The 17,248-nt window shown below is 67.0% G+C and carries 14 protein-coding genes; 7 read left to right on the plus strand and 7 right to left on the minus strand.

Annotation, left to right across the window (positions count from 1 at the left end):
* Positions 1-21 precede the first annotated feature (21 nt).
* Entirely contained in the window at positions 22-642 is a 621-nt protein-coding gene (locus tag BLW44_RS08475; RefSeq protein WP_082724480.1) for a cyclodeaminase/cyclohydrolase family protein, read from the plus strand.
* An 8-nt stretch (positions 643-650) separates the two neighbouring features.
* Here BLW44_RS08475 and BLW44_RS08480 read toward each other — a convergent pair whose 3' ends face one another.
* Complete coding sequence (locus tag BLW44_RS08480; protein WP_060926158.1) at positions 651-965, minus strand: hypothetical protein; 315 nt, start codon at positions 963-965, stop codon at positions 651-653.
* Positions 966-1,093: 128 nt separating this feature from the next.
* On the opposite strand from BLW44_RS08480, the gene BLW44_RS08485 reads away from it, so the two are divergent.
* From BLW44_RS08485 to holA, 4 genes are all read left to right on the plus strand, one after another.
* The gene (locus BLW44_RS08485) at positions 1,094-1,840 is read left to right on the plus strand and encodes a hypothetical protein (protein WP_074731714.1); all 747 of its coding nucleotides are present in this window, start codon (positions 1,094-1,096) and stop codon (positions 1,838-1,840) included.
* A 325-nt stretch (positions 1,841-2,165) separates the two neighbouring features.
* Positions 2,166-3,071, plus strand: a complete 906-nt coding sequence (locus BLW44_RS08490) for a hypothetical protein (protein ID WP_060926157.1) — start codon at positions 2,166-2,168, stop codon at positions 3,069-3,071.
* 260 nt (positions 3,072-3,331) lie between these two features.
* Positions 3,332-5,623, plus strand: a complete 2,292-nt coding sequence (locus BLW44_RS08495) for a ComEC/Rec2 family competence protein (protein ID WP_245647359.1) — start codon at positions 3,332-3,334, stop codon at positions 5,621-5,623.
* A gap of 64 nt (positions 5,624-5,687) precedes the next feature.
* On the plus strand, positions 5,688-6,725 hold the full coding sequence (holA, locus tag BLW44_RS08500) for a DNA polymerase III subunit delta (RefSeq protein WP_060926155.1): 1,038 nt from the start codon (positions 5,688-5,690) through the stop codon (positions 6,723-6,725).
* A gap of 167 nt (positions 6,726-6,892) precedes the next feature.
* On the opposite strand, the gene rpsT is transcribed toward holA, so the two are convergent.
* Entirely contained in the window at positions 6,893-7,153 is a 261-nt protein-coding gene (gene rpsT / locus BLW44_RS08505) for a 30S ribosomal protein S20 (RefSeq protein ID WP_060926154.1), read from the minus strand.
* Between the two features lie 214 nt (positions 7,154-7,367).
* Between rpsT and BLW44_RS08510 the strand changes: the two genes are divergently transcribed.
* Positions 7,368-8,639 carry an MFS transporter gene (locus tag BLW44_RS08510; RefSeq protein WP_060926153.1) on the plus strand — a complete coding sequence of 424 codons (1,272 nt, stop codon included), beginning with the start codon at positions 7,368-7,370 and terminating at the stop codon, positions 8,637-8,639.
* Here the strand turns inward: BLW44_RS08510 and BLW44_RS08515 are convergent.
* The 5 genes from BLW44_RS08515 to BLW44_RS08535 form a co-directional block, all read right to left on the minus strand.
* The gene (locus BLW44_RS08515; RefSeq protein WP_082724478.1) at positions 8,590-9,384 is read right to left on the minus strand and encodes an alpha/beta fold hydrolase; all 795 of its coding nucleotides are present in this window, start codon (positions 9,382-9,384) and stop codon (positions 8,590-8,592) included. The genes BLW44_RS08510 and BLW44_RS08515 overlap by 50 nt on opposite strands.
* A gap of 83 nt (positions 9,385-9,467) precedes the next feature.
* On the minus strand, positions 9,468-11,180 hold the full coding sequence (locus BLW44_RS08520; RefSeq protein ID WP_060926152.1) for an ABC transporter family substrate-binding protein: 1,713 nt from the start codon (positions 11,178-11,180) through the stop codon (positions 9,468-9,470).
* 115 nt (positions 11,181-11,295) lie between these two features.
* On the minus strand, positions 11,296-13,227 hold the full coding sequence (locus BLW44_RS08525; RefSeq protein WP_060926151.1) for an ABC transporter ATP-binding protein: 1,932 nt from the start codon (positions 13,225-13,227) through the stop codon (positions 11,296-11,298).
* Positions 13,224-14,147, minus strand: coding sequence for an ABC transporter permease (locus BLW44_RS08530; RefSeq protein WP_060926150.1), 924 nt, complete (start codon positions 14,145-14,147; stop codon positions 13,224-13,226). Before BLW44_RS08530 ends, BLW44_RS08525 begins: the two co-directional genes overlap by 4 nt.
* Entirely contained in the window at positions 14,147-15,130 is a 984-nt protein-coding gene (locus tag BLW44_RS08535) for an ABC transporter permease (RefSeq protein ID WP_060926149.1), read from the minus strand. Before BLW44_RS08535 ends, BLW44_RS08530 begins: the two co-directional genes overlap by 1 nt.
* Before the next feature lie 240 nt (positions 15,131-15,370).
* Between BLW44_RS08535 and lepA the strand changes: the two genes are divergently transcribed.
* A complete protein-coding gene (lepA, locus tag BLW44_RS08540; RefSeq protein WP_060926148.1) occupies positions 15,371-17,224 on the plus strand; it encodes a translation elongation factor 4 in 1,854 nt (617 codons plus the stop codon).
* Positions 17,225-17,248 lie beyond the last annotated feature (24 nt).

The following is a 17,248-nucleotide window of genomic DNA, read 5'->3' on the forward strand; positions in this document are numbered from 1 at the left end:
ACGGCGGATATTCTGACCTGCATGGAAGATTCCCCGGACATCCCGCCATCCACGCCCATGGACGCGTGGCTCGAGGCGCTCGGGCAGCCGCAGGGCTCTCCCGGAGGTGGAGCGGCATCAGGCGTGATGCTCGGCCTCGGAGCGTCGTTGCTGCGCATGGTCGCGGGGTATACGCCGGATGATTCCCGCGCGGCGGAGTGCGCCGCGCGCGTGGCGGCGTTGCGCGGGGAGGCACTGCAGGCTGTCGAAGCCGACGGCGTCGTGTCCGCGCGCTTCGGCGAGGCTCTGGCGCTGTCGAACGACGATGAGGACCGTGAGCCTCGGGTGAGGGACGCCGCGGTCGAGGCCGCCGAGTCCACGGCCGCTCTCGGCAGGATCGGTCTCGCCTTCATACCGGAGGCACGGCTCCTCGCAGAGGTCGGCAATCGTCACCTCGACATGGATCTGGCCGTCGGGCTGGAGGCGCTGGAGGCCGGGCTGTCGGGGGTGTCGTTGACTCTCAGGGCCAACCTGCAGATCGCACGCACCCATGAGGCGCCGTCGTCGCGGCTGGCGGATCTCATCGCGCTGGTCGGGGAGCTGGCTGGCGCCCGGCGAATCGTGGGGGAGATCATCGCAGAGCTCTCCTCGCACCTGGACTGACGTCGGGGTCATCGCGCGAACTGGTACACGCCCCACAGGATCAGTGCGGCTGCGGTGACCAGCACGACCCAGCCCGGCCAGCTCCGGCGTGGTGGTCGTCCAAGTGCGGCCGGAAGTCCGAGCTGCTTCCGGATCTCGTCAGCCTCGCCCTCGAGCTCCTCGGACCGTTCCTGCAGATGCAGAGGCGCTCCCTGCGGCCAACGAAGACGATCCCGAGAGAGGTCCTCGAGCTGTCGGTGAAGCTCGCCCAGCCGTTGCTCGAGGTCTGCTCGGTGCGCATTCGACGGCGGGTCACCGGCATCCTCGCGCTCGCCCTTGCTCACCCGAGACACGTTAGCGGGCTGGCGCGGAGGTGTGAAGGCACCGATGCTCGGGCCGGGAAGGATACGCGCATTCCCGCGTTCGAGCAAGCGTCTTCGACGGCTGCGGGCCGGGGACCTAGCTTCATCGCATGACCACTCCGCACAGCACCCCGGATGACTCCCGCCGCGCAGACGACGCCTCTCGGCCCGTCCCTGCTTCGGATCCTGCGTACGTGCCGGCATCGGCGGACACCGTGCGCACCGATCATGTGGTCGAGACCGCCCCGCCCCGTTCGGCCCCGGAGTCGGCCAGGGCCGCGGCCGAAGTGGACGCGCGTACCCTCCGCGACGACGTCCATCGGCGCGAGAAGGACGAGTTCGGCGGCATGAAGTTCGGCACCGCCTTCTTCGGGTGGCTGACCGCCATGGGCACGACCGTCCTCCTCACGGCTCTCGCCGCGGCGATCGGCGCGGCTATCGGGCTCAACTCCGGCACGTCGGTCGACGAGGCAGCGGACCAGGCTTTCGGCGCTGGGGGCATCGTCGCCATCATCGTGATCGGGCTGGTGCTGCTGGTCTCGTACTTCGCCGGTGGATACGTCGCCGGCCGCATGGCTCGTTTCAGCGGAGCAAAGCAGGGGATCGCCGTCTGGATCTGGGCGATCGCCGTCGCCATCATCCTCGCGATCGTCACCGCCATCGCCGGTTCCCAGTGGGACATCCTGGGAAACCTGCAGGGCTTCCCGCGCATCCCGGTCACTCCTGAGACTGCGACGGTCACCGGCATCCTGACGGCCGTCGGCGCGGCGATCGTGACCCTCGTCGGCGCGATCCTCGGTGGCCTCGCGGGAATGCGCTACCACCGCAAGGTCGACCGCGTCGGCCTCGGACAGTGAGTGCGCCGGACCGTCGCCAGTGAGCGGGCGCCTCGTCAGGATCGCGGTAGCGCTCAGCTCGCAGTGCGGATGCGTCGAAGAACCGCGGCCGCCGATTCCTCCGAGGTGAGGTTCGACGCGTCGATCCAGTGGCCCAATGCCTGAAGCTCTCAGGCATCGTCGACTCGAGGACGTCGTAGCCGTCGAATTCCCACCGGTCATCGGTGTCGCGCGTTGCGTTCGACCTTTTTCACAGGGCCAGACATTGAAATGAAACGCCCTCGGCTCTCAAGCCCGTGGCACTCTACGACGAGGCGGCGCAGCACTGGCCGATATGATTCGGCTCATGAGTGAGAACCTCGGAGCGACTGCTCCTGCGCCTGGTGGCCATCGCAAGCGCAACGTGATCGTCGGGGCAGTCTTGGCCGTGATCTTGGTCGCTGGAGGCATCGCGACGTCGGTAGCCGTCGCGGATGCTAACGCTCGCGCCGAGGAACAGGCGGCGGCTGACGCTGCCGCCGAAGCTGCGCGCCAAGAAGGCAAGGCGGAGCACGCGACAGCACTGCGTGAAGCTGAGACCGCGCTGCTCCAGGGCTGGAGGAGATACGACGAATCAGAAGTCTACGGCGACCCGGAAAAGCGTGAGGAGCTGAAGGCCGAGCTGGACGCCCTCGAGTTTGTGCTCGGCTCGATGGGGTACACGACACGTCAGTTGAAGGACGCGAAGACCTCGGTCGATGTGGCGATGCTGCTTGTCGGTTCGGAGGAGCAGCGCGAAGAGGAGCTGGCGTCTGCGGCTGACAAGGAGCTCGATGAGAAGTACCTCGCGCTGGCAAAGCCTGAGGGCACGAATGAGATGTATTCGTCTGCCAGAGGTCGTGATTACTGCGAGGAGCTGAAGTCGACGACCACTCCGGATGCCGTCATCGCGTCGCGGTGGAACTCAGCGAGTGCGATCGAGCAGATCAACGGTCCCGCCGTGCGCGTGTATTGCACAGAATTCGCTCCGCAGCTGGATATGGTCCTCAGCGGCTTCTTCGACGGCGACCATGTGGTCGGACAGACGGTCAAGGCGGGCACCTACCGCACGGTGGGCGCTGTCTCTGACTGCTACTGGGAGCGTAACGATGGCACCGGCGACATCCTCGACAATAACTTCGTGACCTCGGCGCACAAGGGCGTGACTGTGACGCTCAACGCTGGCGAGGGGTTCTCGTCCAGCCGCTGTGGGCTTTGGGTTCCCGCGAGATGAAGTCTTGACCGACCAGATGCAAGAGACGAGCGTCTTGCTGGAGTTTCTGCGAGAGGGGCGCCGCAGTTAGATCTGACTGCGAGCTAACGCGTCCGTCTAGTCCTGCACACCCAGCCGGCTTTCACTTGTTCTCCACGCGCGTCGGCATGCTGGTGCTTATCGATTCTCGCCAGTCAATACGGTGTGCTGATGTGCGTGTCTACCGGGGCGAACGATCTGGGCGGAACCGTGATCTTCCAGATCCGCGACGGCGTGCGCGCGTGAGGCGGGATCTGCGCCTTCTTCCCGTCGCCGGGGGAGTGTGGGCCGTTGCGCTCCTGTGCGTGTTCGTGCCGGCCGCGGCGGGGTGGTGTGCGCTCGCGGCGGCGGGTGGAGCGGCCTTCGTATGCGAGCTCGTGCTGCGACGCGCGGATCGGGCGGCCTCCCGTGCCGCACTCGTGCTCGTCGTGCTCTCAGCGATGGCCGCGGTATCGATCTCGGCCTTGGCCTCATTGTCCGCCCGCGAAAGCGTGGCCTCGTGGGATGGCCGCGTGGTCGAGGCTACGGGTGACGTCACCTCATCGGCGTCGGTCGGGCGCGACGGACGGCTGTGGATGGAGGTGCAGCTCACCGGGATCGGTTCGCCAGGGGATGTCGCTCCGGCATCGGCGCCCGTGCGGATCGGCATCGCCCCCGCAGACGGCTTCGATCTCGGCTCACACGTGAGGGTCACAGGCGAAGCCTCGGCGACGGATCCGGGGGAGAGGTCGGCACTGGTCGTGTACGCGAGTGCGGCGGCGGTCGAGGCTCCTGCGTCCGGGGTGTTCGCGGTGGCCGCCGATCTCCGCGCCGGGTTCGTGGAGCGGTCATCGATGCTTCCCGACCCCGGGGCGGGTCTGCTCCCCGGCCTTGCCGTCGGGGACACCCGAGCGGTGTCGATGGAACTCAACGACGACATGCGCACCAGTGGGCTCAGCCACCTCACCGCGGTATCAGGGGCGAACTGCGCGATCGTCGTCGGCGCGGTGTTCTGGCTCGCCGCGTGGTGCGGGGCGGGGCGTGCGGTCCGAGTGATCAGTGCCGCCGTCGGGCTGGCCGGGTTCGTCATCCTGGTCACCCCCGAGCCCAGCGTGATCCGAGCGGCCGTCATGGCCGGCGTCGCGATGATGTCCGTCCTGATCGGACGCCCGCGCGCGGGAGTGGGGATGCTCGCCCTCAGCGTCGTCGCGATCCTCATCGCGGACCCATGGCTCGCCTCGACTCCCGGGTTCGCGCTGTCTGCGGTGGCATCAGGGGCGCTGATCCTGCTCGCGCCACCGCTCGCGAAGGAACTCCGTCGATGGATGCCGGGACCGCTCGCACTGGCCATCGCCGTGCCTGCAGCGGCCCAGCTCGCGTGCGGCCCGATCATCGCGCTGTTCGCGGAGCAGCAATCGCTCGTGGGGCTCGTCGCGAACCTGCTCGCCGCGCCCGCGGCTCCACTCGCGACGGTCATCGGTTTGCTCGCCTGCCTCACCGCACCCGTGCCGGTCATGGCGGACCTTTTCACGGCATCAGCGTGGCTCCCTGCCGCCTGGATCTCCGAGACCGCGCATCTGACGGCCGCGCTCCCGTTCGCTCAGGTGCTCGTCGTTCCGGGTCTGCTGAGCGCCGCGGTGGTCGGGATCGTGAGCCTGGCCGCTGGCATCGTCCTCGCGGACGGTCTGCGAGCGATCCCTGCCGCTCGGGTCGCCTCCGGTGCGATCCTCACCGTCGTGCTGGCGCTCGGCTGCGCGCAGGTCGTACTGCGCGGTCCTCTGGCCGCCATGACCAACCCCGACGGCTGGGCCGTGGCGGCCTGCGATGTCGGCCAGGGCGATGCCTTCGTCATCCGTTCACAGGGGAGCATCGCGGTGATCGACACCGGACCGGACCCGGCACCACTCGCCGACTGCCTCCGAGGCCTCGGAGTGACTCGCATCGATCTGCTCGTCCTCACTCATTTCGACCTCGATCACGTCGGTGGCGTCGATGCCGTCCAGGGCATGGCCGACGTCGTTCTGCACGGACCGCCGGGCGATGTCGGAGATCAAGCGATCCTCCAACGCCTCGCGGACGGGGGAGCCACGGTGACCACGGCCTACGCGGGTCTGCGGGGTGAGCTCGGCGGAGCCTCCTGGCGGGTCCTCTGGCCCACCCGGGATCTGCGAGCGTTCCCGCCGGGCAACGACTCGAGCGTCGTGGTCGAGGTCGGCGGAGCCGAGGTGCCGCGCTCCCTGTTCCTGGGAGACCTGTCGGCGGAGGCGCAGCGAATGCTGGCGCGCACCGCTCCGCTCTCCGGTGGCTACGCCGTGGTCAAGGTGGCCCATCATGGCAGCGCCGATCAGGACGCGCAGCTGTACGCCGATCTGCGACCGACGGTGGCGCTGTTCAGCGCCGGGGCGGGAAATGACTACGGCCATCCGCGGATCGAGACACTCGACCTGCTCGGTGCGACCGGTGCGTCCGTGTTGCGCACCGATCAGCAGGGCCGGCTGCTGGTCGGGCTGCGGGAGGGCGACCTGCAGCTCTGGACCGAGAACCGGCCCCCGTGAGGCGGAGGTGGCGTCCGGGCGCACGACGAGGAGCGACGTCTGCCGCCCCCGGTAGGCTGAGTACATGGCCGCATCTCGTCCCCCCGCTCGTGGAGGTGCCAAGGCGGCGAAGATCCCGCAGGTGTCCTGGCGCGATCCGCGCCCTGCTCCGGTGGTCCTCGTTTTCGGGCCCGAAGAGGTCTGCGCCGAGCGAGCGATCGCCGGAGTCCGCGACTATCTGCGCGCCGAAGACCCGGCGCTCGAAGTCACCGACGTCCGCGCCGACGACTATGCGCCGGGCACGCTCCTCTCGCTCACCTCCCCGTCGCTCTTCGGCGAACCGCGTCTGGTGCGCGTCTCGGGAGTCGAGAAGTGCTCGGATGCCTTCCTGCAGGAGGCGGTGTCGTACCTCGAGCACCCTCAGGAGGGTGCGACGGTCATCCTCCGCCATACCGGTGCGAGTGTCCGAGGCAAGAAACTGCTCGACGCTCTGCGCGGAGGCGCCGGCGACGGCATCGAGATCCCGTGCGCCGCGATCAAGCGCGACAGCGATCGCGTCGACTTCGCGGCGGGGGAGTTCACGGCGGCGAAGAAGCGCATCGCCCCGCCCGCGCTCCGCGCTCTCGTCTCGGCATTCGCCGATGATCTGACCGAGCTCGCCGCCGCATGCCAGCAGCTCATCGGCGACGTCGAGGGAGACGTCACTGAAGACGTCGTCACCAAGTACTACGGCGGTCGAGTCGAGGTCTCGGCGTTCGTCGTCGCCGACACGGCGATCGCCGGTCGCTACGGTGAAGCGCTCGTCGCACTGCGGCACGCCCTCGCCTCCGGCGCGGACCCCGTGCCGATGGTCGCCGCCTTCGCGATGAAGCTGCGCACCATGGCCAGGGTCGCCGGCAACCGTGAGCCCAGCAGACAGCTCGCCCAGAGACTCGGCATGAAGGACTGGCAGGTCGATCGCGCTCGGCGCGACCTCGCCGGCTGGAACGAGCGCTCGCTCGGCATGGCGATCCAGGCGACGGCTCGAGCGGATGCGGAGGTCAAGGGCGCGGCCCGTGACCCGATCTTCGCGCTCGAGCGCATGCTGACCGTCATCGCCACCCGTCAGCCCTTCGGCGAGTAGCCCCGCCAGAGTCGGCCCGAGGCGTCGCGTCATCCCGATGGTCCGACGCACGTGCCCGATGCACGCGCGCGACGCACCATCGCGGCAGGTCGGGCCTCAGGCTCATGGCGCACGAAAGAGCCCGCCCCGCGAACGGGACGGGCTCTTCACACCTCAGGCGAGTCGGCTCAGAGAGCGGACACCTGCTTGGCGAGGGACGACTTGCGGTTCGCAGCCTGGTTCTGGTGGATGACACCCTTGCTGACGGCCTTGTCGAGCTTGCGGGAAGCGGCCTTCAGTGCAGCCTCGGCTGCAGCCTTGTCACCGGTGACGACAGCTGCGCGCGCAGCGCGGATGTGCGTCTTCAGCTCGCTCTTCACGGCCTTGTTGCGCTCGTGAGCCTTGTCGTTGGTCTTGTTGCGCTTGATCTGCGACTTGATGTTTGCCACGTGTGGACGCTTTCTGTACGGAGTTGTTAGGAATGCCGGCAGAAGAAGAGGGCTTCCACTCGGCGGTCGTGAGGGAAGAACCCACACGCAAGCCAAGAACCAACTCTACCAGCACTCGGGCCGATCACCCTAAACGTCGCGCTCGTGCGGCCCCGGGGTGCACAATCATCAGTATCCCGACATCATCGTCGCGACACCGACGTCAAGGAGCGACATGCGCCCTGCCCTCCCGTCTGCTCCGTCCGGGTCCACCGTGAGGCGAGTGGGTGCCCGGTGGATGACCGTGTTCACGCTGGCGTGGCTGGCGATCTGGACGGTGCAGCTCACACCGATCCAGCTGCTTCTCCCTCTTCAGCTCAACACCGCCGACGAGGACTGGATCTCGGGAGTCGTGTCTTCCGGGCTCGTGCTCGGGATCGGCGGACTCGCCGGAATCGCCGCAGGACCCGTTGCCGGTGCTCTCTCGGACCGCGCCGGCGTCGGACGTCACCGCCGCCGTCCGTGGGCGATCGGGGGAGCGCTGTTCACGGCCGCCTTCCTCGTGCTCACCGGGTTCAGCGAGGGTCCCTGGGCTGTCGGCGCCTCCTGGGTCGGGGTGATGATCGGAGCCGCCGTCTCGGCTGCCGCCTTCACCGCGCTGATCGCCGATCAGCTCCCGGTATCGCAGCGGGGCGCGGCATCGGCTGCCGTCGGCTCCGGTCAGGCCGTCGGGATCGTCCTCGGCGTCGGACTCGTGGTGCTCCTCGGCCTGGGCATCCGCGAGGGATACCTGCTGCTCGCCGCGGTCATCGCCGTCGTCGGAACAGCTGCGGCACTGGTCCTCCCCGACCCTGCGGCCTCCGAAGCGGCAACACCACAGAAAAGTCCGCGCGATCGTCACCTGCTCGCCTCGCTCCGCGACAGGGACTTCGCGTGGATGCTCTCCGGCCGCTTGGTGACCAACATCGGCAACGCTCTCGGCACCGCCCTCTTCCTCTTCTTCCTCTTGCATGGACTGCACCAGGAGCAGGTGGATGCCGAGGGCAACCTGCTGCTCCTGATCGTGGTCTATACGGTGTTCGTGGTCATCGCGTCCGTGGTCACCGGCATCCTCTCGGATCGCACCGGCAACCGGCGCACGCTGACCATCGCCGCCACCGTCGTCCAGGCGGCGTCGGGCGTCGTGATCGCCGTGGTGCCGACCTTCGAGGCGACGATGGTCGCCGCAGCGCTCATGGGACTCGGCTACGGCGCGTTCTCGACGGTCGGGCTCGCGTTCGCCGCCGACCTGCTGCCGGACGAGAAGGACCACGCCAGAGATCTCGGCATCGTCTCGGTGACCGCGGCTCTCGGTCAGCTCATCGGTCCCGTGCTCGGGGCGGGGCTGGTGGCTCTCGTAGGCGGGTTCTGGCTGGTTTTCGCTGCGGCCGCGGTGCTGTCACTCGTCGGGGGCGCGCTCACTGCTCTCGCGAAGCAACCCGCTCGAGCTCCGCTGCCGCGTCCATGACCGCCGCGTCCGTGACCGCCGCATCCGACCCGCTCTCGATCATCGCGACGGCGAGGCGCAGCACGGCGTTGAAGATCTGCGGCCGCATCGCGGTCACGAGGTGCGTCGTCCGCGGGACGATGATGAGCTCCGAATGCGGAGCCAGCCGCTGGAACAGCGCTTCGTTCACGCGCAGCTGATCCCACTGCCCGTTGACGAACCAGAGCGGGACCCTGATCCTCGCCACCGCGGTCGCGAGGTCGAGTGTCGAGAGGCTGCGGAGCGCCGTGTCCTGGGTGTCGAGCGCGTAGCCTCCGGCTGCGAAGTCGAAGCGCGTCTCTTCGGGGATGGTCGCCGCGAGGATCCGCTTCGTGATCCACATCCCTCGGTCAGGCAGACGATCGACCGCCCGGGCGATCGCCCGATAAGCCGAGAGACCGGCGCCGCGGGGGAGCGACGTGCAGGAGGCGGCGACGAGCCCGGCGACCTGAGGCGTGTCGGCACCGCCGACGTAGGCGAGTGAGAGAAGCCCGCCCATCGAATGGCCGACCAGCAGCACCGGGCCCCGCGTCGCCGCGTCGCGCACGGCGACGTCGATCGTGTGCAGGGCCTCGTGGAGGGTGAAGTCCTCGAACATCCGGCTGCCGTGCCCTGGGAGATCGACCGCGGTGGCCGCTATGCCCTGCTCCTCGAGGAAGGCGAGCTGCGACCTCCACATCGTCGCAGACGTGCGGATGCCGTGCACGAGGACGATCTGGACGCTCACGCGTTCAGCATAGAGAAAGCGGGGCCGGTGGATGAACCACCGACCCCGCCCGTGAAGCTCTGACGAGTCAGGCTTCGAGTGGATTACTTCTCGTATCCCACGTTCTCCACCGGCGTGATGCCGAAGAGGTCGAGTCCGGAGTACGGCTCGGGGGTGAGGTTGGCGAGACCCTCCTTGACGGTCCAGATCTCCGGGCCGTTGAGGACCGGGATGATGCCCCAGGTCTCGGCGAAGATCTGGGACTCCATCTCCATGGCCTTCTTGGTCTGCTCTTCCGGGTCGGAGATCGTCTCCAGCTCCTCGTGGATCATCTTGTCGATCTCCGGCGTGCCGGTGCCCGACAGGTTCAGGCCGCTGTCCGAGCAGTACAGCTGGCAGAACCAGGCAGCACCGAACGGGTCGGACGACGTGAAGGAGAGGAAGAAGATGTCACCGTTCTGCGTGGTGTAGTCCTCGGCGAAGTCGGCGGACGGACGGGTGTCGATCGTCACCTCGACGCCGACCTCCTTCAGCTGCGCCTGCACGGCGAGCGAACGAGCGCGAGCCGTCTCGGTGTCGGAGTGGTTCGGGAAGACGAGCGACAGGCGCTCACCGTCCTTCTCGCGGATGCCGTCGTCGCCGACGACCCAGCCGGCCTCATCGAGGAGCTTGTTGGCACCGTCGACGTCGCCGTCCTTGCGGCCGGCCTCTTCCAGAGCGTTGACGTAGTTCGGCTGGAACGAGAACAGCGTGAGAGACCCTGCGGGCTCCTCGGTGTAGTTCAGCCCGTTGAAGACGATCTCCTTGACCTGCTCGATGCTGATCGCCTCGAAGATCGCCTTGCGGACGTTGAGGTCGGCCAGCACGGGGTTGGCCGAGTTCAGCGTGAAGATCGCGTTTCCGGTCGCCTGGCCCTTGTAGGTCTCGACGCCCTCGAGGCCCTCGACCTGCGCGAGCAGCTCGGCGCTGCCCGTCTCGGCCATGTCGACCTCGCCGTTGCGCAGCGCGTTGACGGCGGCGGTCGGCTCCATCTGGATGAAGCTCACCTTGTCGAGCAGGGGAGCGTTGCCCCACCACTTCTCGTTCGGGACGAGAGTCACGACGCCACCGGTCTTGTCGTACTCGTCGACCGTGTAGGGACCGGCTGCCCACTCCGGGTGCCAGTCGCCGAGGAACGCGGTGTTGAAGAGCTCGGGCGTGTTGACGTCCGGGTGCAGCAGCTGCGAGTAGACCATCTCGGGCCAGGCGAACTCGCCCTTGAAGGTCACGATGACGTCGCGGTCGTTCTCGCCGGCCTCGACGGACTCGATCTCCTTCCAGCCGTCGGTGGCGTTGGGCTGGTACTCCTCGTTCTCGCCGCTGTTCGCTTCCCAGGTGGCCTTGAACGCGGTGACGTCGATGGGGGTTCCGTCGTTCCAGACGGCCTTCTCGTTGACCTTGAAGTGCAGGACGGTCTTGCCGTCCTCGATGCCGAACGAGTAGTCGTCGAGGTACGCGTCGTTCTTCTTGACGGTGCCGTCGGGATCCATGAGGAGGATCTGCGGGCGGAACCACGTCGCGATCTGGGTGACGCGCGCGTCACCGTCGCTGTGGAAGTAGTTCAGCTGCTCGGCGATGTTCGAGACGGGGATGCGGAGCTCGCCACCCTCTGCGAGGTTCTCGCGGGGCTGCGGGTTGTAGTCCGCACCCTCGACCGTCTGGGCTTCGCCTTCGCCGTTGTCGCCGCCGCCGTTGCCTGCCGGTGCGCACCCGCTCATGACGAGTGCGAAGGCGGCGCCGAGAGCAGCGATGCCCATCAGCTTCTGATGCCGTTTCATGGTACTCCTTAGTGCCTGTCGGCCTTACTTGGGATAGGGGCAGACTAACCCCGCTACTCGCGGGCGAAACCCCTGGGACACGGAACCGTTATCGGACCGTGCACAACGGTGCGGGTCAGCTCGCGGCGACTGCCTCGGCGTCGAATCCTTCGACGGGGAGGATGATCCGCTCGCGCGTGCGCTCGAGGTCGGGATCCGGGATCGGGATCGCTGACAGCAGCGCCTTGGTGTACGGATGCTGCGGATCGTCGAAGACCTGATCGACGTCACCGTGCTCCACGAAGGCGCCCTTGTACATCACGGCGACGCGGTCGGCGATGTGCCTGACGACCGCGAGATCGTGCGCCACGAAGAGGTACGAGAGGCCGAGCTTCGCCTTCAGCTCGTCGAGCAGGTTGATCACGCCGGCCTGGATCGAGACGTCGAGCGCCGAGACAGGCTCGTCCAGGACGACGATCTTCGGGTTCGTCGACAGCGCGCGGGCGATGCCGATGCGCTGTCGCTGGCCTCCCGAGAACGCCTGCGGGAAGCGGTCGCTGTGCGCAGGGTCGAGGCCCACGAGGCCCATGAGCTCTTCGACGCGGTCGAACACGTCATCCTTGCTCATCCCGATCGCGAACATCGGCTCCGCGATGATGTCCCAGACCGTCATACGCGGGTCGAGCGCGCCCATCGGATCCTGGAACACGATCTGCAGATCCCGCCGGAGCTTGCGTTCCTCGGCTCTGTTCTTGATGTCGGCGACGCTGGTACCGCCGATCCTGATGTCGCCGTTCTCCTGGGCCACGAGGTCCATGATCTGCAGCAGGGTGGTGGTCTTCCCGCTGCCGGACTCGCCGACGATCGCCAGGGTCTCGCCCTGGCGGATGTCGAAGCTGATGCCCTTGACCGCGTGAACCTCGCCGACCTTTCGCTTGAACAGCGCACCCTTCATCAGCGGGAAGGTCTTGTTGAGATTGACGGCCTCAAGGGTGATCGGTCGGTCCTCGCGCGGCACCTTGGCGAGTCCGCTCTCGGGGATCTCGGGGATCGGGAACACCGGCAGTCCGCCGATCCGCCCCTCGTCGTCGATGTCGTCCGCGCGGATGCACGCCACCGAGTGGTCGGTGTGGCCGCCGGTGGTGACGGGGAGCAGGTCGGGCTCGCGCTGCACGCATGCCTCGATCGCGATGGGGCACCGCGCAGCAAACGGGCAGGCGTCCGGGAGATTGATCAACAGCGGCGGATTGCCCTTGATCGGGATCAGCGGCACCTTCTCGGTCTTGTCGACCCGAGGGATGGCTCCGAGGAGTCCGATCGAGTACGGCATCCGGGTCCGGTAGAAGAGCTCGCGCACCGGCGCCTGCTCGACGGGCTTGCCGGCGTACATCACCAGCACGTCATCGGCGGTCTTCGCGACCACGCCCATGTCGTGCGTGATGATGATCATGGCGGCGCCGGTCTCCTCCTGGGCCTTCTCCATGAGCTCGAGGATCTGGGCCTGGATGGTGACGTCGAGTGCAGTCGTCGGCTCGTCGGCGATGATCAGCTTCGGGTTGTTGGCCATCGCGATCGCGATCACGACACGCTGACGCATCCCGCCGGAGAACTCGTGCGGGAAGGATTTCATGCGGCGTTCCGCTTCCGGGATGCCCACGAGGTTCAGAAGCTCGACGGAGCGATCCCACGCGTCCTTCTTCGACAGGCGACGGTGCACGGTGAGCGCCTCGATCAGCTGATCGCCGATCGTGAAGACAGGGGTGAGCGAGGTGAGCGGGTCCTGGAAGACCATCGCCATGCCGTTGCCGCGGATCACCGACAGCTGCTTGTCGGACTTGCCGAGCAGCTCCTGTCCGTCGTAGATGATGGAGCCGCTGATCTTGGCGTTGTCGTCGAGGAGTCCCATGATCGCCAGCGACGTCACGGACTTGCCCGAGCCGGATTCGCCGACGATGCCGAGGGTCCTGCCCTCTTCGAGGTCGAACGAGACACCTCGCACAGCGTCGACACGGCCCGCCTCGGACGGGAAGCTGACCCTGAGGTCACGGACGGACAGGACAGTACTCATGCGCGACCTCCAGCCGCCGAGGTCGGATCGAGGGCGTCGCGCAGACCGTCGGCGATGAGGGCCATCGAGACGGTGAGCAGCGTGAGCGCCGCCGCGGGGAAGTAGAACAGCCACGGCGCACTGACGAGCGTGCTCGAGCCGTACCCGATGAGTGCGCCGAGAGACACGTCGGGGAGCTTCACGCCGAACCCGAGGAATGACAGGGCCGTCTCGGTGAGGACGGCCGAGACCACTCCGAGTGTGAAGTTGATCACGAGCAGTGAGCCGATGTTCGGCAGCATGTGGCGGAGCACGATGCGCATGCCCGAGAGGCCCGCGTATCGGGCTGCGTGCACGTACTCGCGCTCGCGGATCGACAATGACAGGGTCCAGATGATCCGGGCGGGGAAGAACCAGCCGACGACGAAGATCATGACGAGCGAGATGACGAGCCAGTTGCCGCCGGCGTCGTTGGAGATCATCGCGAGGATCAGGAAGTTGGGGATCACCATCATGAAGTGGATGATCGCCAGCATGACCTTTTCGTAGCGACCGCCGAAGTAGGCGGCTGTCGCGCCGACGATCGCCGAGACGACCGTCGTTCCGATCGCGACGAGCGCCGCGATCATCATGGAGCGCTGGAGTCCGACGGCGACCTGGGCGAAGTTGTCGTTGCCCGACCCGTTCGTCCCGAACCAGTGCTCGGCCGACGGTCCCTTGCGCAGCGCCAGGAAGTCGAGGTCGGTATGCGAATACGGGGAGAGCAGCGGTCCGAGGATCGCGAAGAGCACCAGCAGCGCCAGGATGACGATGCCGATCAGTGCGCCGCGGTTGCGCAGGAAGCGACGCGTGTACAGCGTCAGCATCGAGGTGCGCTTGCGGTTCCTCGGCCTCTCGGGCTCGGCGATCTCGGGGGAGACCCCGATCGATTCCAGGGACATCAGCTCACCCGCACTCTCGGATCGAGGACCACGACGGCCACGTCGGCGAGGATCGCGCCGATCGCCGTCATCAGGGCGCCGAAGGCCGCGACTGCGACCACGCCGTGAATGTCGTTGTTGTTGAGGGTCTGGATGAAGTAGCGACCCATCCCGTTCCAGTTGAAGATCGTCTCAGTCAGCACTGCGCCGGTGAACACGGCGGGGATCGTGAACGCGACCTGAGTCGTGACCGGGATGAGCGACGTCCGCAGCGCGTGCTTGCGGATGGCCTGCTGCTTGGTCAGCCCCTTGGCCCGCGCGGTGCGGACGTAGTCGGCCTTGATGTTGTCGAGCAGCAGTGAGCGCTGCAGGAAGTGGATCGAGGCGTATCCGGTGAGCACGAGACCGAGGGTGGGCAACGTCAGATGCTGCAGCACATCTATGAGCACCGGGAAGAACCCCTCCACCCCCTGGCTCGAGGAACCCGTCACATAGAACACGGTCGTTCCGACCGCCGAGTTGAAGTTGATCGCGAGGAGCACCAGGGCGAAGCCCGCGACCACGGTCGGGATGTTCATCGTGATGATGCTCGAGCCCTGGCCGATGCGGTCTGCGAGCTTGTACTGGCGCGAGGCCGTGTAGACGCCCAGCGCGATGCCGAGGATGGTCGTGATGATGGTCGCGCCGAGGACCAGCTCCGCACTGATCCAGACCCGATAGGCGACCTGCTCGTTGACGGACTCCCCGGTCGGGCCGACGCCCCAGTCCCACCGGAAGAGGATGCTGGAGAACCAGGTCCACCAGCGCTCGATGAGCGGAACGGACTCGCTGAGATTGCGCGGAACGAGGAGCGCGTCGATCTGCTCCGGTGAGAGCGGTGGTCGGCGTCCGACGTAGTTGTTCTCAGGATCGAGATACAGCCACGCGAGGAAGTACGTGATGTTCGTCGCGAGGACGATCATCAGCACCCACCCCAGCAGGCGGCGCAACAGATACTTGATCAAGGTGTTGATTCTTTCTCTTCAACAGGCGCGCACGGGATCTGCCGACGCAACGCTGAGCCGGGAAGACAGTCAATCACCATCTGCCGATCTGCGCGACACGACGCCTGCACGTGGTCTGTGACGGAGTCTCATCGCTTGCGGGATCCGGTGTCACGGATAGCTCCCGGGCAACCCCGGCAGAATATCACCGGGTTCGGCGAATCGAGCATTAGGGGCGCCTCACCGTAGAATCGACAGGACATGTCACCACGCGCCCTCACTCCGCTTCAGCCTGCCGCGACGCCTTCGGCGCAGATCCGCAACTTCTGCATCATCGCGCATATCGACCACGGCAAGTCGACGCTCGCCGACCGCATGCTCCAGATCACCGGCGTGGTCTCGGATCGCGACATGCGCGCCCAGTACCTGGACCGCATGGACATCGAGCGCGAGCGTGGCATCACGATCAAGAGCCAGGCGGTGCGGATGCCGTGGGAGATCGACGGCGAGACCTTCGCGCTCAACATGATCGACACGCCGGGCCACGTCGACTTCACCTACGAGGTGTCGCGGTCCCTTGCCGCCTGTGAGGGCGCGATCCTGCTGGTCGACGCGGCTCAGGGCATCGAGGCCCAGACGCTGGCGAACCTCTACCTCGCTCTCGAGAACGACCTGCACATCATCCCGGTGCTCAACAAGATCGATCTGCCGGCCGCTGACCCCGACAAGTACGCGAAGGAGCTGGCGTCCCTGATCGGCGGCAAGCCGGAAGACGTCCTGCGCGTCTCGGGAAAGACCGGCGTGGGGGTCGAGGAGCTGCTCGACCGCCTGGTCAAGGAGATCCCGGCACCCGTCGGCGACGCCGACGCGCCTGCCCGAGCGATGATCTTCGACTCCGTCTACGACGCCTACCGCGGTGTCGTCACCTACGTCCGCATGATCGACGGCAGCCTGTCGCCCCGCGAGCGCATCCAGATGATGTCCACGGGCGCTACCCACGAGGCGCTCGAGGTCGGCGTGTCGAGTCCCGAGCCGGTGCCCACCAAGGGTCTGGGTGTCGGCGAGGTCGGCTACCTCATCACCGGCGTGAAGGACGTGCGTCTCTCCAAGGTCGGCGACACCGTCACGACGGCGCGCAGGCCCGCAACCGAGGCCCTCGCCGGCTACACCGATCCCAAGCCGATGGTGTTCTCGGGGGTCTACCCGATCGACGGCAGCGACTACGCGGAGCTGCGCGAGGCGCTCGACAAGCTCAAGCTCTCCGACGCCTCACTGCAGTACGAGCCGGAGACCTCGGTCGCCCTCGGCTTCGGGTTCCGCTGCGGATTCCTCGGTCTCCTGCACCTCGAGATCATCACCGAGCGCCTCGAGCGCGAGTTCGGCCTCGATCTCATCACCACGGCGCCCAGCGTCATCTACGAGGTGCTCACGAGCGACACGGGGGAGACGGTCACCGTCACGAACCCGAGCGAGTACCCGGACGGACGCATCGGATCTGTCTCCGAGCCGATGGTGAAGACGGCGATCCTGCTGCCGAAGGACTACGTGGGCACGGTCATGGAGCTCTGCCAGTCGCGTCGCGGAGCACTGCTGGGCATGGAGTACTTCTCCGAGGAGCGCGTGGAGCTCCGCTACATGATGCCGCTCGGTGAGATCGTCTTCGACTTCTTCGACCAGCTCAAGTCCAAGACCCAGGGCTATGCCTCGCTCGACTACGAGCCCGCCGGACAGCAGGAGGCGGACCTGGTCAAGGTCGACATCCTGTTGCAGGGCGACAAGGTCGACGCGTTCAGCTCGATCGTGCACCGCGACAAGGCCTACGCCTACGGCACGCTGATGACGGAGCGACTGCGCAAGCTGATCCCTCGCCAGAACTTCGAGGTGCCGATCCAGGCCGCCATCGGCGCCAGGATCATCGCCCGCGAGACGATCAGGGCGCTGCGCAAGGACGTGCTCGCCAAGTGCTACGGCGGTGACATCAGTCGCAAGCGCAAGCTCCTCGAGAAGCAGAAGGAGGGCAAGAAGCGCATGAAGATGGTCGGTCGCGTCGAGGTGCCGCAGGAGGCGTTCATCGCCGCCCTCTCCGGTGACGTCGAGGGCAAGGACAAGAAGTAGGACCCCGCGAGTCGGGGCTGTCCG

The sequence above is a fragment of the Microbacterium hydrocarbonoxydans genome (assembly GCF_900105205.1).
Lineage (GTDB): Bacteria > Actinomycetota > Actinomycetes > Actinomycetales > Microbacteriaceae > Microbacterium > Microbacterium hydrocarbonoxydans.

Coding starts and splice junctions, on each gene's coding strand:
- BLW44_RS08475 (WP_082724480.1), top strand. CDS start 22: ATGGAAGATTCCCCGGACATCCCGCCATCCACGCCCATGGACGCGTGG.
- BLW44_RS08485 (WP_074731714.1), top strand. CDS start 1,094: ATGACCACTCCGCACAGCACCCCGGATGACTCCCGCCGCGCAGACGAC.
- BLW44_RS08490 (WP_060926157.1), top strand. CDS start 2,166: ATGAGTGAGAACCTCGGAGCGACTGCTCCTGCGCCTGGTGGCCATCGC.
- holA (WP_060926155.1), top strand. CDS start 5,688: ATGGCCGCATCTCGTCCCCCCGCTCGTGGAGGTGCCAAGGCGGCGAAG.
- BLW44_RS08510 (WP_060926153.1), top strand. CDS start 7,368: ATGCGCCCTGCCCTCCCGTCTGCTCCGTCCGGGTCCACCGTGAGGCGA.
- BLW44_RS08520 (WP_060926152.1), bottom strand. CDS start 11,180: ATGAAACGGCATCAGAAGCTGATGGGCATCGCTGCTCTCGGCGCCGCC.
- BLW44_RS08525 (WP_060926151.1), bottom strand. CDS start 13,227: ATGAGTACTGTCCTGTCCGTCCGTGACCTCAGGGTCAGCTTCCCGTCC.
- BLW44_RS08530 (WP_060926150.1), bottom strand. CDS start 14,147: ATGTCCCTGGAATCGATCGGGGTCTCCCCCGAGATCGCCGAGCCCGAG.
- lepA (WP_060926148.1), top strand. CDS start 15,371: ATGTCACCACGCGCCCTCACTCCGCTTCAGCCTGCCGCGACGCCTTCG.